The sequence below is a fragment of the Vibrio sp. 2096 genome, from assembly GCF_033339595.1.
GTDB lineage: Bacteria > Pseudomonadota > Gammaproteobacteria > Enterobacterales > Vibrionaceae > Vibrio > Vibrio alginolyticus.
The window spans coordinates 326,046-348,643 of record NZ_JAWOUX010000001.1 but is presented as its reverse complement, the minus strand read 5'-3'; the positions used below and the strand labels follow the sequence as shown (position 1 = coordinate 348,643).

The following is a 22,598-nucleotide window of genomic DNA, read 5'->3' as shown; positions in this document are numbered from 1 at the left end:
TTTAAATTATGCGGAAACTAGTCCCCTTAAAGTCCATCTACGCATTTGTTGCAGTAGCTGAGTCTGGCAGCATGACAGAAGCAGCACAGATATTAAGTGTGAGCCACTCAGCCGTAAGTCAGGCAATTAAATCGCTGGAGAGTCAAGTCAACAAGCCTCTGTTTGATCGCATAGGCAGACAAGTTCAACTCAATGCGGACGGTAAAAAGTATTACAGAAAGGTGGCACCCGCTTTAGAGCAAATTGTCGATGCAACGGAAGCACTCATCCAAGATCAGAATTTGCAACGTGTTACGCTCAATATGGTGAATTCATTGGCTCTTCACTGGTGGATTCCTCGAATGTCAGATTTACAAGGGTTTGCTCCTCAATTAGACGTTCGTTTATCAAACCTGTCTGGCAGATTCAATTTAGAACAAGAAGGTATCGACGCGGCCTTGGTGCATGGAAATCCCGAAGAATGGCAGGATTACTACTGCGAAAAGCTCAGTGAAGATGAACTGGTTTTGGTGTGCAGTCCTGAATTGATAGCGAAGACCAAGGACTCAAACATCACTCAACTCTTAAAGCAGTATCCCATCATTGAAGTTACTAACGAACGAAGAAAAAATGACTGGAACGTGTGGCTGGACGCGACGGGTATCCAGCGACCTAAAAATAAAAAACCAATCACTTTTAACATGTCGATACAAGCCGTCCAGGCCACAACTCGTCGTTTGGGGTTATTGGTCACTCATCGCTTGTTTGTGAAGGATGACATCAAATATGGTCAGCTAATCGAGCTGGGTGAACCCGTCATTAATCCTCATCAACAGCTTTACTTTGTATGCCCGCCACACAAGCTAAAGCTTGAATCGTTTCATCTGTTGCGATCTTGGCTACAACAATCATTCAACTATTAGAAACTTTTGTTAAGCACATTCACTGAAAAACTAGTATAAAGTTAGAAGAGCACTTTTCATCCAAGGATGGTTTATGAAGCAGTATCAAATATGGCTAAGCGCACTCTGTTTTGCAGTATCTTTGAGTACGACCGCTGAAGTAGAAAATGATAACCGCCTTTCAGAACAAGGGATCTCCACGGCAATTATTGGGGGTCAGCAGGCTACCCAAAACCAACTTCCTTTTTTTGCACGTCTTATTCTACATAAAACTGGCGCTAATCAGTTTGCCAATATTTGTGGGGGAACCATTGTAAACGACCGCTTCATTTTAACTGCGGCTCACTGCGTAGAACCAAGCGTTTTTACTGACGGCTGGACAATCAACGACCTACGAGTGTTAGTCAAAAACCCTACGATGAATGACGTGTTTGTTGAAGAATTCAAAGATGTTCGCTCTATCACGATTCATCCTGATTATGTGCCTAGCGATTTATGGATTAATGACATCGCTGTCCTTGAATTGACTAGACCTATCACCGATAACGTCCAATCCATCACTTTACCGCAAGACTTTGGAGACTACAGCAGCAAGTCAGTTTATCAGATATTCGGTTTAGGTCAGACCTCAACCAATGATGAAAGCCCCCCTAACTATTTACGCTGGGCAGAAGTAAAACCCCTTACCGACACCCAATGCGCTTCGTTGGTAACAGGGTTTAACGCTCAGGAAAGTTTATGTGCGAATGGATTTCCTGAACGAAGCTACACTGGTATCTGTCGTGGTGACTCAGGCGGTCCTCTCACCTATCAAGACAATAATGGCATGTATCAGCAAATTGGCATTGTGAGCTACGGTTCTTCAGTTTGCGAATCCGCTGCGATTCCAAGTGTGTTTACCGAGATTTTGAACTATGCAACATGGATTGAGACCCAAACCAGCTCAGGTGTAAAAACCAGTTATAACGCCCTCTTAGCAGGTTCGGAAGATTATCATAGCGAAGGGGACTCTGGCTTTGAGCCTGTCGATACCAACACATCTGGCTTTGGTAACAACGGCAGCAGTGGCGGCGGTGCTCTCGGATCAGGGTTGATCATGCTTGGAGGCTGGTTTGGTTGGCTAAGACACCGCAGAAATTATTCGCGCTCCTAGTAGCGTCAACAAGACATCATAATATCTTGCGCTTAACGCGAGAGTTAATGATGTCTTCAATCATCTTTTGCTCTTTTTTCGCTTTTTCATAGTTCTGCTTAGTACGCCAACGATCAAGCACTTTTTCTAACCCTTGAACGCGTGCGTGCTTGTGTTCTAGCGTTTTCTGTACAGATGCACATTCCGCTTGCATAACGGCTTGCTCTTGCTCGTGGTGACGAAGCATTCTTTGTAGCATTTGGTCAACACGATTAAAGTTCATCAAAGCCGCGCTCGTCAGCGTCGGGCCGGTTCGGGTTGATTGTCCAGCGTGGCCTTTCAACGCCGACAACTGTTCCAATTGCATTGAAAGATGGGAGTGACGCTGACGCATGGCATCAAGTTGTTGACCCACACGGTCACGCTGTTTTTCTTCCATTTGCTGTAACTTGCCTACGGCTTTTAACTTGGATTTCATTTCAGCCTTGTCACTCCCATTTGATTAAGCACTTTGAAAAAGCTGCGCGAGCTCGGTCAAACTGGTTGGGTAATCTACAGACTCGTTGGCAGCTTGTTGTAGATATGCACGCAAATTTGGATACATAGCAACAGATTGATCTAACTCAGGATCTTGTCCTGGTTGATAACCCCCTAATGGCAGTAACTCTTTAACCTGAAGGTAGTTGGAGTACATTTGACGGAAGTTATTCGCAATCGTGCTGTGTGCGTCCTGCGTACAAGTATTCATACAACGGCTAATAGACGCGTTGATATCTATCGCGGGATAATGCCCTTGCTCAGCCAGTTGACGCGATAAAACGACATGCCCATCTAAGATGGCGCGCGCGGAATCCACGACAGGATCTTGTTGGTCGTCCCCTTCTGCCAATACGGTGTAAATTGCCGTTAAGCTACCATGTTGATTTTCACTGTTACCCGCTCGCTCTAAGAGTTGAGGTAACACGCTGAAGACTGAGGGCGGATAACCACGAGAAGCTGGAGGCTCTCCGAGCGAAAGAGCGATTTCGCGCTGTGCCATGGCGTATCGGGTTAGAGAGTCCATCAGAAGTAGAACGTCTTTGCCTTGGTCTCGGAAATACTCTGAAACGCGATGACAAAGTAATGTCGCTCTTAACCTCATTAGCGGGGATTCATCAGCAGGAGCCGCGATAATGATCGCTTTCTTGCGCGCTTCTGGGGTTAAGTTTCTCTCGATGAACTCACGTACTTCTCTGCCTCGCTCACCGATAAGCCCGACCACAATTACATCGGCCTCCGTGTTTTTGGTGATCATCCCCATTAACACACTTTTACCGACGCCACTGCCAGCCATCAAACCAATACGTTGGCCTTTGCCTACCGTCAATAGTCCATTAATCGCTCGCACGCCCACGTTGAGTGGTGTATCAACTGGGCGTCGCTTCAGTGGGTTAATCGGTTTTGGTTCAAGTGAAACTCGATCTCCCCCCTTAAGCGGTGCCCCGTCATCTAACGGCTCACCTAAACCATTCAGTACGCGTCCTAACCACTGAGAGCTTAGCTGCACGGTACTGTCACCATCAAGAGGGATGACTTTTGCACCTGCAAACAGACCGCCTAAACGGCGGATAGGCATGAGGTAAGCAATAGTGTGTTCAAAGCCCACAACTTGCGCTTCGATCATATCGCCTTCCGCGGTTTCTACGAGACAACGCTGCTCAAGCTTAAACCGACACCCTACGGCTTGTAACATTAAGCCGTTTACTTTTATCAATCGCCCTGTTACGCGAGCAACAGGGATTGAATCAAGCGAAGCCAAGGCTTCGCTCAAACGCTCACTTAATAGTTCATGGCTTAGGGTATTACTCATGCTCAGACTCTACCTGTGGAATACTGACTTCATCCAAAAGGTGTTGCTTTACATTGTCCATACAGGCTTCCAAACGAGAGTCGCAGCTCGCATCCGCTTCTGCGTCATCAGTCACTAACTGACAGCCACCAATAGGAAGCTCCGTATTAGGGACCAGTTTCCAAGATTGCGGCAAATCAGCATTGATGTGAGTAATACGCTCTAAATCTTGCGGATTTAAATGCACAGTTACTGTTTCCGCTTTACCAGGCATGGCAGACAATGTCTCGTCCACCAAAGCTAGGATCTGCTGAGGCATTAAAGTGAGCTCGGCACGAATCACTTGCTGAGCTACCTTTTGTACCAGTTCACAAATCATATGGCGTTGTTGCTGTTCTTTTTCATCTTGCCAACGAGAAAGGGCGTGAAAAAGTTCATTGACAGGCTTCGCCGCCTCCAAAAAGCCTTGCTTTCCAGACTGCTCACCGGAAACAAAGCCTTTTTGGAAACCTTCTTTTTGGCCTTCCAACAGACCTTGTTGCTTGCCCTGTTCGATACCTTGGCGTAAGCCTTCCTCATGTCCTTGTTGCAAACCTTGTTGAAAACCTTCTTCAAGTTGCTGTTGGATATCAATTTGAGGTTCTTGCCAGCCTTGGTTATCTAGCCCGAATTCGTCTTCGATAGTCTTAGGTTGCGCTAAAGGCGGAAAACGGTGTAAACGATACCCGTTCGGAGGCAATCGCATAGTACTTGATTTTGTCTCTAGCATGACCTTACTCCACCGTTGGCTCTTCATAGAGAAGCAGCTGAACTTCACCAGATTCATCCAGCTCACGTACCATTTGCATGATGTCTTGACGTGCTTTTTGAACTCGACTTAACGCAACAGCGCCGCGTGCGTCCATGTCATCTTCTAGCGCTTTCACCATACGTTGCGGCATTGAACGCTTAATAGCTTGCTGTAAGGTAATATCGGAACCTTTTAGCGCGACTGCCCACAACTCTAGCGGGATTTGCTGCACCAACATGTCCATGGTTTCTTCGCGTTGTCGGCCAAGAACCATAAAGTCGAACATGTTTTCTTCGATTGCATTAACAACATCTTCATCATGCAACTTCAGCATTTCCATCAATGAACCACGGTCACCTTCAAAGCGGTTAATGATATCTGCAGCTTGCTTAACACCTGATAACGGCGTGCTTTGACTTGCGGATACTTTTTCGATGCAACGCTCAACGAGTTCATGCAAATCAACAGCAACTTGATGATCGATATCTTGCAATTGAGCAATACGGAACAAGATTTCGTCATGGTAATCTTGTGGCAAGTGCTTCAATACCGCTGAAGAGCTGTCTGCTGGCAAATACGCTAGAAAAATTGCTTGCATTTGTGGGTGCTCGTTCACAATGAAACGAGCGAGAGTTTCTGCTTCCACCCACTGTAAGCGCTGCATATTGTTGCGAATTTCATCGCCATATAAGGTATTTAATAACCCTTTTGCCAAATCGTTACCCAATGCTTTACGCAATGTATTAGATAGGTATTCCTTCGAGGCTCCTCGAATACCGCTGTGCTCACGAAAATCTTCAAAGAAAGTTTGAATAACACCACGAGCAGAATCGCTCTTAATGCCATTTAACTTCGCCATTGCACGAGTCACACGCTGGGTTTCATCACGGCTAAAGTGTTGCAAAACCTTCGCTGCGGCATCCTCGCCCATGCCTAATAGCACGAGCGCGGTTTGTTCAACATAACTAAGCGTCTGCTTTGATAGAACTGTGTTCATTGATGTTTACCCATTGTTTCAGTATTTCGGCTACGCGCTCTGGCTCTTCATTAGCAATAAGCTGTAGGTGTTTCAATTGAATTTCTAATGGCGAACCTGCTGGTGGTAGCATGTCGCTGTTTACATCTAAACCTGAAGAGGCTGAGATGCCTTTTTCAGATAGGCGGCGATCAAGTACTTCTTCATGCTCGCGTTCTTCACGCGTTTGCAAGTTTTCGTAGTCAGGTTCTTCCTGAGGCTCAGCAAAATTTAGCTCAGGCACAGGTTTATCAACGCCAGTTAGGTGCATGATTAATGGACGCAGTACGAAGAAGATCATCGCCAAGCCTAACAAGCCACCAATAACGTAGCGTATTGGCTGCTGTACTGTAGGGTCTTGCCACCACGGCAGTGCAGGAGGAGCATCAATTTCAATTGGGGTGAAGTTGAAACTCATTAAACTTAAGCTGTCACCACGTGTGGCAGAGATACCAACAGCATCCATGATCATGTTTGAGATTTGCTCTTTATCGGCTTCACTCCACGCCACACCATCTGGCGAAGCTTTGGAGTTCAACAGAACCGATACACTAAGCTTTTCTATTTGGCCTTGTTGGTATTGAGTACGACGAACACTGCTCCCTACAGCATATTGACGATTCACTTCAGATCGCGCATTCGTGTTTTGGCTATCGTTCGTTTCCACTTCACCAGATCCTGTCACTGGCGGTTGGTTACTTAGAGAACCAGGAACACCCAACGCAATTTGATCAACCGAGTTGTTATGAATGGTGTGCTCATTACGCACAACCGGTGCGTTATCCAAAATTTCTTGTGTTTCTTCAACTTGGCTAAAGTCCAGATCGGCAGCGACTTGTACTCGGAAGTTACTCGGCCCCACAATCGGCGTAAGCATATCTGCTGCGCGTTGGATGATCTGTTTTTCAACACTCTTCTGGTATTCAAGATATTTCGCGTTTACTTTGCCGGCTTCCGCAGAAGCGACATCCGCACTAAGAAGACGGCCATACTGGTCAATGACAGAAACAAATTCTGGCTTCATTGCCGTGACACTGCCGACCACTAGGTTAATGATCGCTTCAACTTGTTCAGGCTTTAAGTCTTCACCAGGTTTGAGCTCAAGCATGACAGATGCTGAAGGATTCTCACTGTTTTGGCGGACGAATAGAGTTTGACGAGGTATTGCTAAATGAACACGCGCGTTCGCTACTGAGTTCAAAGACATGATAGTACGTACTAACTCACCTTCTAAACCATGACGATAACGCGCTGTTTCCATAAATTGGCTCGTACCAAGAGAGCTATCTTCCTTGAGCGAATCCAAACCTGTCGGCAGCTTAGCTTTAACACCTTTTGATGCAAGCAACATGCGCACCTTCGCAACCTCACCTTCTGGTACAAGAACTTGTCCATTTTGCTCTTGCATGCGGTAGCTTACGCCTTCGCTTTCTAATACCGACACAATTTCGCCGATATCAAAACGCTCTTGCTGGCTATAGAGCGGACGAAAGCTCTGCGAGGAACTCCATAGTGCAACCACAATAATCGCTGCAACAATCGCAGCTAACACCGCAGATAGCACTAAGTTTCTCTGACTGCTAGACCAGATTTGCTTCAGCTTCGTTGTCACATCGTCCATGCCGTTGGCAGTAGAAAATGTCTGTGCTGTGCCGGTAGCCATAGCTGTGTTTCCGGCGACTTGGGGGGTTAGTTCTGACATGAATTACACCGGCATCTTCATAATATCTTCAAATGAGGTCACGACTTTGTTGCGCACTTGCATCAAAGCATTAAAGGACAAGCTGGCTTTTTGGCTCGCGACCATTGCACCAACTAGGTCATCACTTTTTCCTGTTTCTACGGCCGTCATTTTTTGACTAGCCACTGATTGATGTTGATTCACTGTATCCAACACATTTGTCATCGCTTGTGAGAACGATAAAGGTGCGTTTAGTGATTGTTGATCTAAAGGATTTGCACTCACGATAAACTCTGGCGGCTGCACTTGTGCCTGCATCGCCTGCATTTTTGACAACATAAGTTGCTCTGCCGAGACCGCATGAGTAGGTTGACTTGCCATCTATTTTTTCTCCTATTAGGCAGCCGAGCCTAGTGCCGACTGTAAATCAATACCATGTTCTCGCATTGCTGCGAGCTTGTAGCGTAGCGCTCGAGTAGAGACTCCAAGCGCGTTTGCGGTTTTCGTTCGGTTTCCACCAAACTGACGTAACTTTTCCAAAATAAACTGATATTCAGCTTGCTTCTTCGCTTCTACATGACCAAAACTTGAAGTTGGCTCTGCTGTAGGAACTGACGCGACAAGCTCAATAGGCAGCATCAGGTCATGGGCTGTAATGTAATCACCATGACGCATGACCAAAGCGCGTTGAATGACATTTTCCAACTCACGAATATTGCCCGGCCAGTGATACTGACTCAGCGCACTAATCGCATCTTGGGATAAGTGACAGCGGCTGCTATCTTGATACTTTTCAATAAAGAATTGGCTAATCGGTAGAATGTCCTCTTTTCTTTCACGCAAAGGCGGCCAGTGCAGAGGCAGCACATCTAATCGATAATAAAGATCTTCACGGAACGTGCCTTTTTGAACTTCCTCACGTAAGTCTTTGTTGGTTGCCGCAATAACACGAATATCGAGCTGAACGGCTTTATGGCTACCAACACGTTCTACTTCACGCTCTTGAAGGACGCGTAACAATTTAGCTTGAACCGCAGGTGACATTTCACCAATCTCGTCAAGCAGAATCGTCCCGCCATTTGCTTCTTCAAACTTACCGCTTTGAGAATTTGTCGCTCCGGTGAACGCGCCTTTTACATGACCGAATAGCACAGCCTCTAACATTGACTCTGGAATGGCGGCGCAGTTAACCGCCACAAATGGACCATTGATACGCGGAGAGTGCTCATGCACATATCGCGCCAGCACTTCTTTACCCGTTCCCGATTCACCTGTAATAAGCACACTCGCGTTAGTACATGCTGCACGATGCGCTAATTGCAGAACTTGTTTGCTTCTCCAAGACTCCGCAACAATGTTGGCCATTGGCTTACCTAACGCTTCAACACGTTTAAGCAGATTAACCAACTGATTAGATTCAAATGGGCGTAATAGATAATCAGTAGCGCCCGCTTTCATCGTCTCAGCAGCCAAGATGCCTTGTTCTTGATCGACAATCGCAATAACAACACCCGAATTTCGCTGCTTTTGGTGACACGCGACAAACTCACGAACACACATATCCGGCAGCGTAGAGCTCACTAAAGTGATTTCTGCTCGCTCTTCAAGCAAAGCGCCTCGACCAGTACGAGTGTGTTTCGCGGTGTAACCTGCATTTTGCAACACATCCAATACTGGTTGAGCAAGAGCTTCATTTGGCTCAACCAACAAAATTTTCGTTTTCGTCATCATTGAACCTTAACTTTCGTTTGTTGATTTTGTGATTGTAGATCTGGGTGGTGTTTCGTAGCCGTATACTCGTTGTCCCTCACTAAACGCAGGGTGACACGTCGGTTTTTTGCTTGGCCATTAACCGAGTTATTGCTGGCAATTGGGTAACGTGAACCATGAGCTCGTGTTTCGATCATCGACTCGTCGACCCCAAGCTCAATCAAAGCATTGGTGACTTGCTCTGCTCGAGTACGTGACACAGAAAGGTTCGTTAAACTTGAACCAACGTTATCGGTGTGACCGTCGATGAGGATTTTGGTCACTCGATCATCCACAGATACATAGCTATACAGCGCTTCTAGTGTTGCTTTCTGTCCACGACTTAACGTCTTCTGACCAAACTCAAATGAGAGCGCCATATCCCTTGCCTCTGAAAAAGACAATTTAGGCAATCGCGCGCGACACGCATTAAATGATTTCAATGCGTTTTGAATTTGAAGAGTAGGAATCACAATCTCTGAAACAGAGGAAGCATTACTTCCTTTAAGTGACAGCGTCACCCAACTACCCGAAGCAATTGAATCCATGAATTCTTCAGCGCCTTTATTAAAGATGAAACGCTGAGACGGCTTAGTAAATTCAAGGGAACCAAATTCTTTTCTATAAAGCTCATCACCCCAAGGAGCATTTTGAGTTGTTAAAGCAATCGTTTTCCATTTATTGTTTTCATATTCTATATCGGAAATAAAATAGAATTTATTATTAGGTTCCGCTAGGAAATAAAACTTCCCATAGTCTTTATTTGATTGCAACAAGTTGCATTTGAATTTATTTCCCTCATATGTCCATTTAGAGAGGTCCATAGGGATTGTTAAGACTTCTTCTGAATATGACACTTTTGAAAAAATAAAACTGATAACAATAATTGTGTTACAAATTATCAAACGGACATGATTCATGTATATCTTACATTCCCATGACTTAAACCGTTTAATTAAATATGCCACCAAGCCGAGAGAACTGGCATAGCTAATCATTTTAATTACCTATTCTGAATATTAAAATTGGTTACAAAACGCTCAAGAGAGCACGCTTAGCCTCCAACGGAAGCTTTAAGCATAAAAAACAGTATCTTATAATTTATTTATTTGAAGTTGTTGTTACGCCATAAAGGCAATTTAAAAAATCTATAACAACTAAACCGCTCAACATTGTTATTTTATTTATTAAGCGATTTATAAAGAAAACTAACTCTTTTTAAATTTCATTAAAAGATTATGACTATATGAACAAAGCAACATGTGAACTAAAGTCACAATCTTAGAGTTTGGAGCTAAAAGATCATTAAAATTTCTGTGTAGACTACACGCCATTAAGTTAAAACACTTTCGATTGTTAACGCACGGTAAAATATAAATGGAAAATAGAGTTAGCGAGCCTATTTCTGATAGTCAACTACTTGATGTAGAATTATTAGGCAAACCTATTCATATCATTCGTGAGAAGCTCGATAATTTAATTTCAGAATCTTGCTCAAACCTTACGACTGAATTACAAAATTGGCTCAGCACAGGAAAAGTGGAAGCTAGCTTAACCTCAGTAGACTTGCACCGCTTTACATCGGTTGAGATGGACAAAGAGCAAACGTCGACCTATCAACATCAGGAAGGCGGCATGGTATTCATCCATGGTAACCCCCACACGCTAATAAAGTTGGCTGATAGATTTTATGGTGCAAGTGCAGAGCGCTCAGCCGCTACTCTGACGGCCAGTGACTTACGTTTACAAGAGCGCATCAGTCGAATCATCATCGGTTGGCTTGCTCCTGGTGAAATGTGGGACACGGGTGAGTATGAGACCCCTAGAGGTATTGGCATTAACGTTCAATTAAACATTGCGTTTGACGATCATCAAGGCTCAATTCATCTCAAGCTAGATGGTCATCTTATTCAAACGCTAATCGAGCAGCTTGAACTGCAGCCTGATACCGATTTGTTTCAACCTTTCTGTCGTTCTTTAGAGACGACCCCCGTTCGACTGAACGTTGTTCTAAGTAAAAAGAAGATGCCTTTAAGTGATGTGGTTGGCTTACAACCCAACGATATTTTACCTATTGAGCTTCTTAACACGGTTCCAGTAAGCATTGGCAACCAATCTCTATTTACAGGTCGTATTGCCGAGCAAGACGGCCAACTTGTTTTGATCTTTAACCCTGATAAGGAACCGCAGCGATGAGCGAAGCGCTAGAAACTAATGCATTCGACGCAGAAGAACTGAACTTTGATGATTTTCAATTAGAAGACTTTGAAGCCGAAGATACGCTCCAACAAGAACCAGCCACTGCGGAACGTGACCTTAGCTTTTTCAAAAGCATTCCTGTCACAGTCACGCTGGAAGTTGCGAGTAAGGAGATCCCACTTGGGGACTTAATGAAAGCGGGTGAAGGCACGGTTATCGAGTTGGAAAAGCTCAATGGCGAGCCTTTAGACGTGAAAGTAAACGGTTCTCTTATGGGCCACGCTGAAGTTGTCGTTGTCAATGATAAGTATGGACTTCGTCTGATCGATGTACATGACTCTGCATTGAGTGGCGTTGGTCAATAATCTTAGGTAGGCATCACAATGAAAAATCTGAGCGCTTGGCACCGTTGGTTACCTCTTTTGGTATTGGTGTCACTTTTGTTTGCTTTCCCAACAATGGCGGCTGACAACGGCTTAACTATCTTGTCCGTTTCTGATGGCGACACACAACAAGAATACAGCGTTAAACTGCAAATTCTGTTGTTGATGACGGCGCTCAGTTTTCTTCCAGCATTTATTTTGATGGCGACGAGCTTTACTCGAATTGTCGTTGTCCTTGCGATTTTGCGCCAAGCTCTTGGTCTTCAACAAAGCCCACCTAACAGAGTGTTGGTCGGGATCGCTCTCGCATTGACGTTACTGATTATGCGCCCTGTCTGGAGCGATATTTATGAAAATGCGTTTCAGCCATACGACAACGGCGAAATCACGCTAATACAGGCTTTTTCTGTTGCAGAGAAACCAGTGAGAGAGTTCATGTTGGCACAGACGCACCAAAGCTCTCTTGAACAAATGTTACGTATTGCCAATGAGCCTCTCGACCAAAACGTTGAGGATATTTCATTTGCCGTTGTCTTGCCTGCATTTGTCATTAGTGAACTAAAAACCGCCTTCCAAATTGGTTTTATGCTTTTCATCCCTTTTTTGGTCATCGACTTGGTTGTCGCCAGTGTCCTGATGGCAATGGGTATGATGATGCTATCACCTTTGATTGTCTCACTTCCCTTTAAGTTGGTGGTATTTGTACTCGTGGATGGTTGGGCAATGACAGTTGGCACCTTATCTGCCAGCTTCGGTTAACTAGGAGCAGTTATGACCCCAGAACTAACCGTAACGTTATTTTCCGATGCAGTATGGCTGATCATTTTGATGGTTGCCGTATTGGTTGTTCCAGGCTTAATTGTCGGTTTGTGTATCGCCGTATTTCAGGCTGCCACACAAATCAACGAGCAAACACTCAGCTTTTTGCCACGTTTGCTCGTTACCTTATTAATGGTGATTTTTGCAGGTCACTGGATGCTACGTAAGATCATGGAACTGTTTGATTTCTTGTTCCACAACATACCAGGGATGATTGGCTAATGGCCATCACATTTGCAGAGCTCTCGGCGATACTCGGTCAACTCTGGTGGCCGTTTTTTCGTGTAGGAGCCGTATTTATTTCAATGCCTTTCTTTGGTGATGCAATTATTCCTGTTTGGGTTCGTACTTTACTGGCCCTCTCGATCGTTGTCATTACTGGACCGTTAATGCCACCCATGCCACAAGTCGAATTATTCTCTATGACTTCCCTGTTCCTTGCTTTTGAGCAAGCTATTTGGGGGGTAATGTTTGGGTTAATTTTGCACATGCTCTTTAACGTTTTCACCATGCTTGGTCAGGTGATTTCTCTGCAAATGGGCTTAGGTATGGCGATGATGAATGATCCTATTAACGGGCTTTCTGTCGCCATTTTGGGACGCATATTTCTGATTTTCTCAACCTTGTTGTTTCTTGCGCTAGAAGGACACTTACTCGTCATAGATATCGTGATTCAAAGCTTTGTTGTTTGGCCAGTCGGATCTGGTATCACATCGCTTTCTCTGCAAGGTGTTGTCAATATTTTCGGTTGGATGTTTGCCTCTTCACTAGCTTTGGCTTTACCCGCTATTGTTTCCATGCTTCTAGCCAACATCAGTTTTGGTGTAATGAACCGAGCCGCACCATCACTTAATGTCTATGCGTTAGGTTTTCCTATGACGATGCTGCTGGGTCTATTCAGCGTATTAATCTCAGTTTCTGGTGTTCCTGGTCGCTACACGGCGCTCGTTCACGACACCATTAGACACTTGAGTAACTTTATGTTGGGGGGAGCATGAGCGATCAATCTTCTCAAGACAAAACTGAAAAAGCCTCACCGCAGAAGGTAAAGAAAGCCCGCCAGGAAGGACAAATTCCTCGCGCGAAAGAGTTTACTACTGCAGTAATATTTCTAGCGGTGGCGCTCTACTTTTACTCTCAGCTTAATAGTATTTGGGAAAGCATGTCGGGGATCTTTCGCTACAACATGATGCTGACGCGAGCCGACCTAGAAAATCCTAAACAACTTGTCGAGCAATTGGGACAAAGTTTAGCAGTCATCATCGACATGCTATTACCATTGTTTACCGTCATTATTATCGTGACCTGTGGTAGTAGCCTTGTGCTAGGCGGCTGGATGTTCCGTCCCGCGAACGTGATGCCAAAGCTCAGCAAAATTAATCCTTTGAGCGGGATAAAGCGCATTTTTTCGACCCGCTCAGTGGTTGAGCTCTTAAAGTCGACGTTCAAAGTAGCCGTGATCTTCGGCATCTTATATGGCTATTTAGACAACCACTTACAGCCATTACTTGGCATGCAAAACCTCCCACTCAGCCAAGGTTTTTCTCTAGTAATGTCAATTCTGTTTGAAGGCTTACTCTTAATGGGCTTTGCATTGTTGTTATTTGGGGTTATCGACATTCCTTATCAGCGTTGGGAACACCTAAAAGAACTCCGCATGACGAAACAAGAATTGAAAGAGGAATTTAAAAATAATGAAGGTCGTCCGGAAGTAAAACAACGTATTCGTCAAATACAGCAACAGTTTGCGCGCCGTAAGATCGATAAAATGGTGCCGACGGCTGACGTGATCATCACAAACCCAACGCACTACGCAGTCGCACTGAAGTACGAGCCTTCGCTTTCTGACGCGCCCTTTGTCGTCGCAAAAGGCGTAGACGAAACTGCTATGCACATTCAACGTATCGCCCGAGAAAACAAAGTGGAAATCATTAACTCCCCGCCACTTACCCGTTCGATTTATCACACGACGGCGATTGAACAAGCAATCCCAAGCCAACTGTACATCGCAGTGGCACATATTCTTACTTACGTTTTGCAATTGAAAGCCTTTCGTAAAGGTGAGGGAAAAGAGCCAATTCCTTTACCTCATTTTTCGATTCCAAAACATTTGCAGCACTGATTAACCCGCGTTTATCCAAGGACACGAAAGTATGCTTAACCGGTTAAAACAACTTCAAACATCAACCAAAGGCTACGTTGGCATTCCAATCGTCTTGCTAATGATATTAGCAATGGTGATTCTTCCTTTGCCTCCTCTGCTACTGGATGCGCTGTTTACCTTTAATATCGTCTTAGCAATTCTAGTATTGCTCGTCAGCACAACCGCAAAGCGACCATTAGATTTCTCTGTTTTTCCAACTATTTTGCTGGTCGCAACATTATTACGTCTCACATTGAACGTGGCTTCTACGCGAATTGTACTCCTAGAAGGACATAATGGTGGTGACGCAGCGGGTAAGGTCATTCAAGCATTCGGTGAAGTCGTCATTGGCGGTAACTACGTCGTTGGTATGGTGGTGTTCGTCATCTTGATGATCATCAACTTCGTCGTAATCACCAAAGGTGGTGAACGTATTTCTGAGGTTTCAGCCCGCTTTACGTTGGATGCTTTACCAGGCAAACAAATGGCAATTGATGCCGACTTAAACGCTGGCCTTATCGATCAGGAAACGGCTCGCTTACGCCGTAAAGAAGTCGCCAACGAAGCCGATTTTCATGGTTCGATGGATGGTGCATCAAAGTTTGTGCGTGGCGATGCCATCGCAGGTTTGTTGATTCTGTTTATCAATATCATTGGTGGTATTAGTATTGGTGTCTTCGAGCATGGACTCGCTGCGTCTGACGCCTTTAAAACTTATGCCCTACTCACAATCGGTGACGGTCTAGTTGCTCAAATTCCTTCACTACTATTGGCAACGGCTGCCGCGATTATCGTTACGCGAATTAATGATAGCGATAATGGCATGTCGGAAACCATGCAAAAGCAATTACTGGCAACTCCTGCAACGCTATTTACTGTCGCAGGTATTATGGCGGTAATCGGTATGGTACCGGGTATGCCACACCTAGCCTTTTTTGCGTTTGCTGGCGCATTAGCGTTCGCAGGGTGGCGTCAAACCAAGAAGCCAGTGCAAGACTCCCAGATTGAAGAGGTCGAAGCACTTTCACAAGCGATGCAAGACGATGATACACCGCTGACATGGGATGATATTCCTCACGTCCAAACATTATCACTTGCGCTTGGTTACCGACTCGTCCATCTAGTCAACAAAGAACAAGGGGCTCCTTTATCACAACGTATCCGCGGTGTGCGTCGAAACCTTTCTGAACAAGTTGGCTTTTTATTACCTGAAGTTCGTATTCGTGACAACCTAAGCCTCAAGCCAAACCAATACACAATTTCTCTAAATGGCGAAGTCATTGAGCAAGGCTTTATTGAACCAGAGCGTTTAATGGCGATAGCGGTTGGCGAAACTTACGGTGAGGTAGATGGCATTTTGGGTAGCGATCCTGCGTATCAGTTGCCAGCTGTGTGGATTGAGCATCAAGATAAAGCAAAAGCACTTAATATGGGTTACCAAGTTGTCGATGATGGCACTGTTATTGCCACTCATATTAGTAAAATCATGAAGACAAACCTTGCAGAATTGTTTACGCACGACGATGTGGAAGCAATAACCCAGCGTTTGACACAACAAGCCCCGAAACTAGCAGAAGCATTAGCAGCAGCACTTAATCCAGCGCAGCAGCTGAAAGTATATCGTCAGCTTTTATTGGACCAAGTGCCACTAAAAGATATTCGCACGATTGCCAACACAATGTTGGAATCCGCGGAAAATACAAAGGACCCGATCCTACTTGCATCTGATGTACGCTGTGCACTAAAGCGTACGCTTGTTAACTTAATTGCAGGACAAAAGAACGAATTAAATGTCTACGCACTGTCTGATGAGTTAGAACAAATGCTACTAACTTCACTGCAACAAGCACAATCTTCTGGTACGGTAACACTAGATAGCTTCCCAATTGAGCCAAACATTCTTGGTCAGTTCCAACAAAACTTGCCATTGATCAGACAACAGCTTAAACAACAGGGGCTACCTCCGATCCTTCTCGTTATGCCACAGCTGCGCCCTCTTCTAGCGCGTTACGCTCGCACATTTACACAAGGGCTGGCAGTATTGTCTTACAACGAAATCCCAGAAAACAAACAAATCAATGTGGTAGGAAACCTTGGTTAATCTTATTTCAACACATGCGATGTACGAACATTTGGTTGGTCTCGCAGTACAACACATCGTCACGGATGACGATCAATTAGTCTTTGATGCTTTAAAACACAATGATGTCCAACACGCATGCCAAGCAATTAGGGAAGCTCAATCAGGGGAAGTAGAATTCCAACACCTGACGTTGAGATTTGGTATGCGTGGAGAACAAAGTGTCTATCAATTCAAACTCTCTGAACAAATGCAGTACTGCCTGGATTTGTTCAGTCTTTACCTTGCACTAAGACAAACACAATTTCAGTTAGAAGCCTTTCATCACGACTTGATTAGTAATGTTGTCGTGCCAATTCGCGTGGATGCATTACTTTGGGAGCCTGGGGTTTATTTTCTCGAACAGACGATTCAGTTCCACTCTTCTGCTTTTCAACATGTGATTCCTTCTCTTCAAGCTGATGAAACGTTATGTGATCGTGATAAAGTCGCCACACTCACCAAAAAGTTAAAAGAGAATGCATATTCACTTTGGTTTGAAGTCGCGACATCGCAAGTGAACTTCGAGCGCGTCGCAGACTTTAGTCCCGATATGATCAAATTGTCAGTCACACTAGAAGATAAAGAAGAAAGACACGCTTTCCTACCTATTGCTAAGTTCTTAAGAAAGCATAAATATACTTGGGTTGCCGGACGTGTAGCGAGTCAAACGGAACTTAACCGCTATCGTTTATTGGGTGCCAGTTATTATTTTGGTTATTTCAGCGATATCCCAACCTCTCTCTCCTTTCAGTCTTTTGATGAGGAATAGTTGAAACTCAACCATTTATATTTAAAACAGCACGATTTATTCGTGCTGTTTTTTTATTTATAACGGATAACCACAAGATCATTGGGCAATAGTTTCTTTAACTTAACTAAAAAATTTAGGCTTATATGATGATTTTCCCGGTTTTCATGGAATACAAATCACTAAAAATCATCAATTTTTATCTTTTTTAGAAATTTTTTAATTTTCAAATTAATCATTAAAGCCGACCGACCGCCTCTAGTTAGTGACAAGGGAATATCCCGAGGCCTGAAAGATATAGTGACTAACTAAGGAGACTAAGATGGCTTTATCAATGCACACTAACTACGCTTCGCTTGTAACTCAAAACACAATGAACACAACAAGCGGACTTCTAAACACAGCAATGGAACGTCTAAGCACAGGCTACCGTGTGAACTCAGCTGCTGATGACGCTGCTGGTCTTCAAATTGCTAACCGTCTAGAAGCGCAAACACGCGGCATGTCAGTAGCAATGCGTAACGCACAAGACGGCATCTCTATGATGCAAACTGCTGAAGGTGCGATGGATGAAATGACAAACATCGTTTACCGTATGAACGACCTTGCTACACAATCGTTGAACGGTTCAAACAGTGCAACAGACCGTGCGTCTCTTAACAAAGAGTTCACACAGCTTACTGCAGAACTAAACAACATCGTAGACAACACTAAGTTCGGTGGTCAAAACCTTCTTAAAGGCGGCGGCTTCGGTGCAGGTGACGTAACATTCCAAATCGGTGCATCTTCTGCTGAAACATTGACTGTAAGCGCAAGCGCAGGTATCGGTGAAATCACTACTATTCTTGCTGATGCAGCAATTACAGATGGTATCGATGACGCGACTAAAGCAAAAGCAGCACTAGACAAAATCAGCGGCGCTGACGGTCTAGTAGAAAAAATTGGTAGCTCTCGTGCAGACTTCGGTGCGAACATCAACCGTCTTGAGCACACTATGGCTAACCTTGGTAACATGGTAGAAAACGTTACAGCATCTAAAGGTCGTATCATGGATACAGACTTTGCAGTAGAGTCTTCAAACATGACTAAGAACCAAATGTTGATGCAAGCAGGTACAACTGTTCTGTCTCAAACTAACCAGCTTCCAAGCATGGCAATGTCACTACTACGCTAATTACTTAGTTAATAGTGCGCTTAATTTAAATCGTCTTAATTATAAAGCCTTCCTATGGAAGGCTTTATTTTTATCTACGAATATAAATAGAGCTCGTATTATCTTTATGAGATTCAGGCACTCTGAATCCGAACTTCAACATAATATTGAATAAAACCTTATTAAACAGTTCTAATTCTATCGTCTCTAATTTACTTCCTATTTTACTATCTCTAAGTTCAGGAAAATTGAACTTAGCTTCCTTTAAGATACTAGCTATCTCATCAGAATTGATGCTCTGTTTACTTAATAGTTTTTTGTTAATGAACTCTTCATATGCACGAGCACATTTCATCAATCGTAACGCAAATTCATTCATAACTGACATTCTTTGAAACGTAAAAAATTTAATTTTTAGTGAGAACACTTGCACATCGCACTATCAAAAATAATATCAGAACGCAATTAATGCACTCTGTAAGAATTATCTGAATCAAGCTGAAGTAAAGGCTGAATATAACGTCTAATTAAAACATCTCTCCTAATTAGAACCGTCAATACAATTAAATATTTTCTTTGTTTAGGTCGCCTTTTCTTATAAGGAAATTACTTTTTCCATGGAGGAAGGCGGAACAAACAAGGTGGAAACACCACTTCCTCCCAAGAAAACAAAATAGCTTTAAACCTTTGTTTTAATTGAATTTAATATACGGCACGCATCTTGCCACTGATAATTAAACTAAGGCGTAGCATTCAAAGTATTCAAGCCAATAAGAGATGAGAGGAGCACACCTCATGAGTTCTTTAGACCCAGTAAAAATGGCAACCCAATTCGCACAATTGGACACAAACCCATTCAAAAACCGTTACCAAGCGCAAGCTAATGTGTACCAGTCACAACTGTCAGCTTTTAATAAAGTTGAAAGCGCACTACGTGATTTTCGTACTGCAATGAAAGAGATGAATAACAGCACAAACAGCATCATCAAAAACAGTGCGACACTCTCTCAAGAAGGTAACTTTACTGCAAACGCGGATGCTAAAGCGCTAACGGGTAACTATCAGATTTTTGTAGAAAAAGTGGCAACGGCGCATCAAGTATCTACAGGAATGCCTGCAGACCTTGAGGCGACGACAGAAGTACCAACAACTGGATCTTTAGAATTCACCATCAACGGTGAAACAATGACTCTAGACTTGTCCTCCGTTGATGTTAATGGTGACGGCACTGCAACGATCAGTGATTTAGCCAGTGCGATTAACAATCACACGGATAACCCTGGCGTTAACGCCACTCTAGTTCGCTCGAATGGTCAAACACACTTTATGCTATCGAGCACTGAGACTGGTGTCGAAAATAAGATCAACGTATCTGCAACGGGTACTGGCCAAGCGTGGTTTGAAGACGCCTTCACCAACCTCAAGCAAATTAACGCTCCGCAAGATGCGGTTATGTGGCTAGGTGCAAAAGACTCAGGCCTGAAACTAACCAACGCAAGTAATACTTTTGAAGGTGTCATCGACGGTGTTGACATTACCGTATCTAAACCGCAAGCCGCGGGAGATTCGCCAATCGGTTTAAAAATCGGAGCTGATAGCGAAGGCACTAAAGAACAACTAGATAAGTTTGTGGAAACCTACAATGCCCTTGTTTCGACTATCGATCAGTACACCCAAATTGGCGGTGAAGATCAGAAACGCGGCGTGCTCGCTAGCGACTCGACATTGCGTTCTATTGAGAGTCAGTTAACGGGGTTAATCCGAGGTGAACACAATGGTATGCGCCTAAGCGAAATCGGCGTGAGCCTAGACCGCAACGGTAAAATGAAAGTTGATCAAGAAAAGTTCAAAGAAGCTCAACAAACAAATAGCGCAGGCTTAGAGGCGTTGTTTAATGGGGATGACGCTTTGCTAGATTCTCTTGACGCGATGGTAGAGCCTTTCTTGAAGTTCTCATCAGGTACCTTCAGCACGCGTAAAGACGCAATAGAGTCAAGCTTAGACCGAATCAAAGATAAACAAACCAATTTAGAGCGTAAGTACGAAATGTCGTACAACCGCTATCTCAAACAATTCACTCAAATGAATTCAATTATGACCCAAATGAACCAAACCATGTCCATGTTTAATGCTCAAAAATAAGACATTTGGTTCCAAATTTAGGAGAAATATTCATGCTTATGGATTCTGGTTACGATTCGTACCAACAAGTCGATCTCGACGCTCAAGCGGCAGCAGCAAATCCACACCAATTAGTCATCATGTTAATCGATGGCCTACTCGATGAAGTTGAACGTATTCGCGGCCACCTAGCCGCAAATCGTTTGGCCGAGAAAGGGAATGGAATCAACAAATGCATGAACATCTTGATTGGACTAACAAGTGCTCTAGATGATGAAAACGGCGGTGAAATTGCGGAAAACCTACGCCAGCTTTATGACTTCTGCCAAGTCGAACTTTATTACGCTAGCGTGCAAAACGATGCAAATCGCTTGGTTAACGTTGAGCGTGTAATGGGTAACATTCGTGAAGGTTGGATGAATTTTGGACAACAAGCATAAAGTATCGCCAGAGCGATTCCGTCATTTATCTCAGCTCATCCAGTTCGCCGCAAAAACGGCCGATTGGCATGCGCTCAAGCGGTACGACTTGCAGTTGCGAGAGCTTTTGATCAGTCACAAGCCTTTTTTGAAAGATCCTAAGCTTGCACCTGAAATCCAGCGAGCGAAAACAGTGCACGCTAATGCCTTCGCAGTATTAGAGAAGTCGACCAACGAGTTGAAAAAAGAGATGAACATGGTCAATGACCATCAAGAACGCGCTATGGCCTATCAATTAGCAATGACCATGGAGCTAACTCAATGATCATACCTTCTTCAACTCAGCACTCGGGTAATTCGCCAGCTAACAATGAGGGTCACATCAAGCAAGCGAACTCGGTACACGGCTTTTCTCATGGTTTTAAATCAGGGAACAAGCAGAATGGTGAGCAAGACTTTAACTCTGCGTCAGCGGTACCGAGTTTTCACCTTACGGCCTCTACTTTGAACAACGCAAACAAAGTACAAAGTCATGGTTTTGATACTGATGACCGCTCAGCTTCAGATCCGGATGCCAACTTGACCAGTACACCAGGGTTAACAGAATCGACTGATCTTGCAGCGCAAGCTCAAGCTTTAACCCAGGGTATGATTACCATGGCAGAGAAGCAGGCTGAGAAACTAGGAAAAGCGTCATCTTTAATGGCTGCGAGCGAAGTTAAGTCTGTTACTCAAGATTCGTCTAACGCTATGTTAAACACATCATCAAAACAAGATGTGAAGCAAAGTCTGCCGACTTCATCGAGTTCGCGTTTGCCTATTTCCGGTGCTGAGTTTCAAACTCTTTTGAATCAACCTGTTCAAGGGCAACCAACCGCCTCTCTACTTCAAGCACAAGCTCCTACAACACAACCTGCACATTCACCGGTTGCGACGAGTCATGTTCAAGCTCAAGGCTCTGAGTGGGCAGCAGTGCGTGTTGATACCACTGCCGGAAAGTGGGGGGAGCAAATGATGCAAGTATTACATGATCGCGTGACGCTCCAAGCTCAACAAAATGTACAAGAAGCAAAAATCCGCCTAGACCCACCAGACTTGGGGAAACTGGATTTACTTGTACGTGTTGAAGGTGACCGATTAAGTGTCCACATCAACGCCAATGCCGCAGCAACACGAGAAGCTTTAATGCAAGTTTCGGAACGATTGCGTACTGAGTTACAAGAGCAAAACTTCGTTCATGTCGATGTCAATGTTGGCTCTGATCAAAACCAAGGTCGAAATGACCCACATGCAAACGAAGAAGACGCCAATATTTTCGCCGCACGAGAATCTGGTGCATTCCAAACCACGACAACAACTAACTATTCAGAACACTGGCTAAGCACTCAAGCTTAGTGAATCTTCGAGGAAAAAGG

Annotated in this window: 24 protein-coding genes; 15 read left to right on the top strand and 9 right to left on the bottom strand. The window is 44.2% G+C overall.

Annotated elements, in window-relative coordinates; genetic code table 11:
* Window positions 1-8 precede the first annotated feature (8 nt).
* A complete protein-coding gene (locus R7Q41_RS01595) occupies window positions 9-902 on the top strand; it encodes a LysR substrate-binding domain-containing protein (protein ID WP_033906699.1) in 894 nt (297 codons plus the stop codon).
* Between the two features lie 73 nt (window positions 903-975).
* The gene (locus R7Q41_RS01590) at window positions 976-2,034 is read left to right on the top strand and encodes a S1 family peptidase (RefSeq protein WP_222716823.1); all 1,059 of its coding nucleotides are present in this window, start codon (window positions 976-978) and stop codon (window positions 2,032-2,034) included.
* A gap of 16 nt (window positions 2,035-2,050) precedes the next feature.
* On the opposite strand, the gene fliJ is transcribed toward R7Q41_RS01590, so the two are convergent.
* The 8 genes from fliJ to R7Q41_RS01550 are packed head-to-tail and all read right to left on the bottom strand — an operon-like array spanning window position 2,051 to window position 10,074.
* On the bottom strand, window positions 2,051-2,491 hold the full coding sequence (fliJ, locus tag R7Q41_RS01585; protein WP_017820533.1) for a flagellar export protein FliJ: 441 nt from the start codon (window positions 2,489-2,491) through the stop codon (window positions 2,051-2,053).
* A 24-nt stretch (window positions 2,492-2,515) separates the two neighbouring features.
* Window positions 2,516-3,862, bottom strand: coding sequence for a flagellar protein export ATPase FliI (gene fliI / locus R7Q41_RS01580; RefSeq protein ID WP_005375057.1), 1,347 nt, complete (start codon window positions 3,860-3,862; stop codon window positions 2,516-2,518).
* Window positions 3,855-4,610: a flagellar assembly protein FliH gene (gene fliH / locus R7Q41_RS01575; RefSeq protein WP_017820534.1), complete on the bottom strand. Its 756-nt coding sequence runs from the start codon at window positions 4,608-4,610 to the stop codon at window positions 3,855-3,857. Before fliH ends, fliI begins: the two co-directional genes overlap by 8 nt.
* 4 nt (window positions 4,611-4,614) lie before the next feature.
* Complete coding sequence (locus tag R7Q41_RS01570; protein WP_005375048.1) at window positions 4,615-5,628, bottom strand: flagellar motor switch protein FliG; 1,014 nt, start codon at window positions 5,626-5,628, stop codon at window positions 4,615-4,617.
* Window positions 5,597-7,348 carry a flagellar basal-body MS-ring/collar protein FliF gene (fliF, locus tag R7Q41_RS01565; protein WP_005384024.1) on the bottom strand — a complete coding sequence of 584 codons (1,752 nt, stop codon included), beginning with the start codon at window positions 7,346-7,348 and terminating at the stop codon, window positions 5,597-5,599. The genes R7Q41_RS01570 and fliF overlap by 32 nt, the downstream gene beginning before the upstream one ends.
* 3 nt (window positions 7,349-7,351) lie before the next feature.
* Window positions 7,352-7,708, bottom strand: coding sequence for a flagellar hook-basal body complex protein FliE (fliE, locus tag R7Q41_RS01560; RefSeq protein WP_005375045.1), 357 nt, complete (start codon window positions 7,706-7,708; stop codon window positions 7,352-7,354).
* 15 nt (window positions 7,709-7,723) lie between these two features.
* Window positions 7,724-9,055 carry a sigma-54 interaction domain-containing protein gene (locus R7Q41_RS01555; RefSeq protein ID WP_031778880.1) on the bottom strand — a complete coding sequence of 444 codons (1,332 nt, stop codon included), beginning with the start codon at window positions 9,053-9,055 and terminating at the stop codon, window positions 7,724-7,726.
* Window positions 9,055-10,074 (bottom strand): OmpA family protein, encoded by a 1,020-nt coding sequence (locus R7Q41_RS01550; protein WP_021707593.1) that lies wholly within the window; start codon window positions 10,072-10,074, stop codon window positions 9,055-9,057. Before R7Q41_RS01550 ends, R7Q41_RS01555 begins: the two co-directional genes overlap by 1 nt.
* A gap of 379 nt (window positions 10,075-10,453) precedes the next feature.
* Here R7Q41_RS01550 and R7Q41_RS01545 point away from each other — a divergent pair, with 379 nt between their 5' ends.
* From R7Q41_RS01545 to lafA, 9 genes are all read left to right on the top strand, one after another.
* Window positions 10,454-11,272, top strand: a complete 819-nt coding sequence (locus R7Q41_RS01545; RefSeq protein WP_005375039.1) for a FliM/FliN family flagellar motor switch protein — start codon at window positions 10,454-10,456, stop codon at window positions 11,270-11,272.
* Entirely contained in the window at window positions 11,269-11,640 is a 372-nt protein-coding gene (gene fliN, locus R7Q41_RS01540; RefSeq protein ID WP_005375038.1) for a flagellar motor switch protein FliN, read from the top strand. Before R7Q41_RS01545 ends, fliN begins: the two co-directional genes overlap by 4 nt.
* Window positions 11,641-11,658: 18 nt before the next feature.
* A complete protein-coding gene (gene fliP / locus R7Q41_RS01535; protein ID WP_005375037.1) occupies window positions 11,659-12,417 on the top strand; it encodes a flagellar type III secretion system pore protein FliP in 759 nt (252 codons plus the stop codon).
* Between the two features lie 12 nt (window positions 12,418-12,429).
* Complete coding sequence (gene fliQ, locus R7Q41_RS01530; protein WP_005375036.1) at window positions 12,430-12,699, top strand: flagellar biosynthesis protein FliQ; 270 nt, start codon at window positions 12,430-12,432, stop codon at window positions 12,697-12,699.
* Complete coding sequence (gene fliR / locus R7Q41_RS01525; protein WP_005375027.1) at window positions 12,699-13,475, top strand: flagellar biosynthetic protein FliR; 777 nt, start codon at window positions 12,699-12,701, stop codon at window positions 13,473-13,475. Before fliQ ends, fliR begins: the two co-directional genes overlap by 1 nt.
* Window positions 13,472-14,599, top strand: coding sequence for a flagellar biosynthesis protein FlhB (gene flhB / locus R7Q41_RS01520; RefSeq protein WP_005375025.1), 1,128 nt, complete (start codon window positions 13,472-13,474; stop codon window positions 14,597-14,599). The genes fliR and flhB overlap by 4 nt, the downstream gene beginning before the upstream one ends.
* 31 nt (window positions 14,600-14,630) lie before the next feature.
* Window positions 14,631-16,721 carry a flagellar biosynthesis protein FlhA gene (gene flhA / locus R7Q41_RS01515; protein ID WP_005375024.1) on the top strand — a complete coding sequence of 697 codons (2,091 nt, stop codon included), beginning with the start codon at window positions 14,631-14,633 and terminating at the stop codon, window positions 16,719-16,721.
* 19 nt (window positions 16,722-16,740) lie between these two features.
* Window positions 16,741-17,511, top strand: a complete 771-nt coding sequence (locus R7Q41_RS01510) for an EAL domain-containing protein (RefSeq protein WP_005375023.1) — start codon at window positions 16,741-16,743, stop codon at window positions 17,509-17,511.
* Window positions 17,512-17,812: 301 nt separating this feature from the next.
* On the top strand, window positions 17,813-18,664 hold the full coding sequence (lafA, locus tag R7Q41_RS01505; RefSeq protein ID WP_005375019.1) for a lateral flagellin LafA: 852 nt from the start codon (window positions 17,813-17,815) through the stop codon (window positions 18,662-18,664).
* A 70-nt stretch (window positions 18,665-18,734) separates the two neighbouring features.
* On the opposite strand, the gene R7Q41_RS01500 is transcribed toward lafA, so the two are convergent.
* Window positions 18,735-19,022 carry a hypothetical protein gene (locus tag R7Q41_RS01500; RefSeq protein ID WP_005375016.1) on the bottom strand — a complete coding sequence of 96 codons (288 nt, stop codon included), beginning with the start codon at window positions 19,020-19,022 and terminating at the stop codon, window positions 18,735-18,737.
* 416 nt (window positions 19,023-19,438) lie between these two features.
* On the opposite strand from R7Q41_RS01500, the gene fliD reads away from it, so the two are divergent.
* Genes fliD through R7Q41_RS01480 form a run of 4 tightly spaced genes read left to right on the top strand, consistent with a single transcriptional unit; the run spans window position 19,439 to window position 22,578 of the window.
* Window positions 19,439-20,785: a flagellar filament capping protein FliD gene (gene fliD / locus R7Q41_RS01495; RefSeq protein ID WP_318144318.1), complete on the top strand. Its 1,347-nt coding sequence runs from the start codon at window positions 19,439-19,441 to the stop codon at window positions 20,783-20,785.
* Between the two features lie 32 nt (window positions 20,786-20,817).
* Window positions 20,818-21,204, top strand: coding sequence for a flagellar export chaperone FliS (fliS, locus tag R7Q41_RS01490; protein ID WP_005375014.1), 387 nt, complete (start codon window positions 20,818-20,820; stop codon window positions 21,202-21,204).
* Window positions 21,188-21,508, top strand: a complete 321-nt coding sequence (locus R7Q41_RS01485; protein ID WP_005375013.1) for a hypothetical protein — start codon at window positions 21,188-21,190, stop codon at window positions 21,506-21,508. The genes fliS and R7Q41_RS01485 overlap by 17 nt, the downstream gene beginning before the upstream one ends.
* Window positions 21,505-22,578, top strand: a complete 1,074-nt coding sequence (locus tag R7Q41_RS01480; RefSeq protein WP_213895268.1) for a flagellar hook-length control protein FliK — start codon at window positions 21,505-21,507, stop codon at window positions 22,576-22,578. Before R7Q41_RS01485 ends, R7Q41_RS01480 begins: the two co-directional genes overlap by 4 nt.
* Window positions 22,579-22,598 lie beyond the last annotated feature (20 nt).

Coding starts and splice junctions, on each gene's coding strand:
- R7Q41_RS01595 (WP_033906699.1), top strand. CDS start 9: ATGCGGAAACTAGTCCCCTTAAAGTCCATCTACGCATTTGTTGCAGTA.
- R7Q41_RS01590 (WP_222716823.1), top strand. CDS start 976: ATGAAGCAGTATCAAATATGGCTAAGCGCACTCTGTTTTGCAGTATCT.
- fliJ (WP_017820533.1), bottom strand. CDS start 2,491: ATGAAATCCAAGTTAAAAGCCGTAGGCAAGTTACAGCAAATGGAAGAA.
- fliI (WP_005375057.1), bottom strand. CDS start 3,862: ATGAGTAATACCCTAAGCCATGAACTATTAAGTGAGCGTTTGAGCGAA.
- fliH (WP_017820534.1), bottom strand. CDS start 4,610: ATGCTAGAGACAAAATCAAGTACTATGCGATTGCCTCCGAACGGGTAT.
- R7Q41_RS01570 (WP_005375048.1), bottom strand. CDS start 5,628: ATGAACACAGTTCTATCAAAGCAGACGCTTAGTTATGTTGAACAAACC.
- fliF (WP_005384024.1), bottom strand. CDS start 7,348: ATGTCAGAACTAACCCCCCAAGTCGCCGGAAACACAGCTATGGCTACC.
- fliE (WP_005375045.1), bottom strand. CDS start 7,708: ATGGCAAGTCAACCTACTCATGCGGTCTCGGCAGAGCAACTTATGTTG.
- R7Q41_RS01555 (WP_031778880.1), bottom strand. CDS start 9,055: ATGACGAAAACGAAAATTTTGTTGGTTGAGCCAAATGAAGCTCTTGCT.
- R7Q41_RS01550 (WP_021707593.1), bottom strand. CDS start 10,074: ATGATTAGCTATGCCAGTTCTCTCGGCTTGGTGGCATATTTAATTAAA.
- R7Q41_RS01545 (WP_005375039.1), top strand. CDS start 10,454: ATGGAAAATAGAGTTAGCGAGCCTATTTCTGATAGTCAACTACTTGAT.
- fliN (WP_005375038.1), top strand. CDS start 11,269: ATGAGCGAAGCGCTAGAAACTAATGCATTCGACGCAGAAGAACTGAAC.
- fliP (WP_005375037.1), top strand. CDS start 11,659: ATGAAAAATCTGAGCGCTTGGCACCGTTGGTTACCTCTTTTGGTATTG.
- fliQ (WP_005375036.1), top strand. CDS start 12,430: ATGACCCCAGAACTAACCGTAACGTTATTTTCCGATGCAGTATGGCTG.
- fliR (WP_005375027.1), top strand. CDS start 12,699: ATGGCCATCACATTTGCAGAGCTCTCGGCGATACTCGGTCAACTCTGG.
- flhB (WP_005375025.1), top strand. CDS start 13,472: ATGAGCGATCAATCTTCTCAAGACAAAACTGAAAAAGCCTCACCGCAG.
- flhA (WP_005375024.1), top strand. CDS start 14,631: ATGCTTAACCGGTTAAAACAACTTCAAACATCAACCAAAGGCTACGTT.
- R7Q41_RS01510 (WP_005375023.1), top strand. CDS start 16,741: ATGTACGAACATTTGGTTGGTCTCGCAGTACAACACATCGTCACGGAT.
- lafA (WP_005375019.1), top strand. CDS start 17,813: ATGGCTTTATCAATGCACACTAACTACGCTTCGCTTGTAACTCAAAAC.
- R7Q41_RS01500 (WP_005375016.1), bottom strand. CDS start 19,022: ATGAATGAATTTGCGTTACGATTGATGAAATGTGCTCGTGCATATGAA.
- fliD (WP_318144318.1), top strand. CDS start 19,439: ATGAGTTCTTTAGACCCAGTAAAAATGGCAACCCAATTCGCACAATTG.
- fliS (WP_005375014.1), top strand. CDS start 20,818: ATGCTTATGGATTCTGGTTACGATTCGTACCAACAAGTCGATCTCGAC.
- R7Q41_RS01480 (WP_213895268.1), top strand. CDS start 21,505: ATGATCATACCTTCTTCAACTCAGCACTCGGGTAATTCGCCAGCTAAC.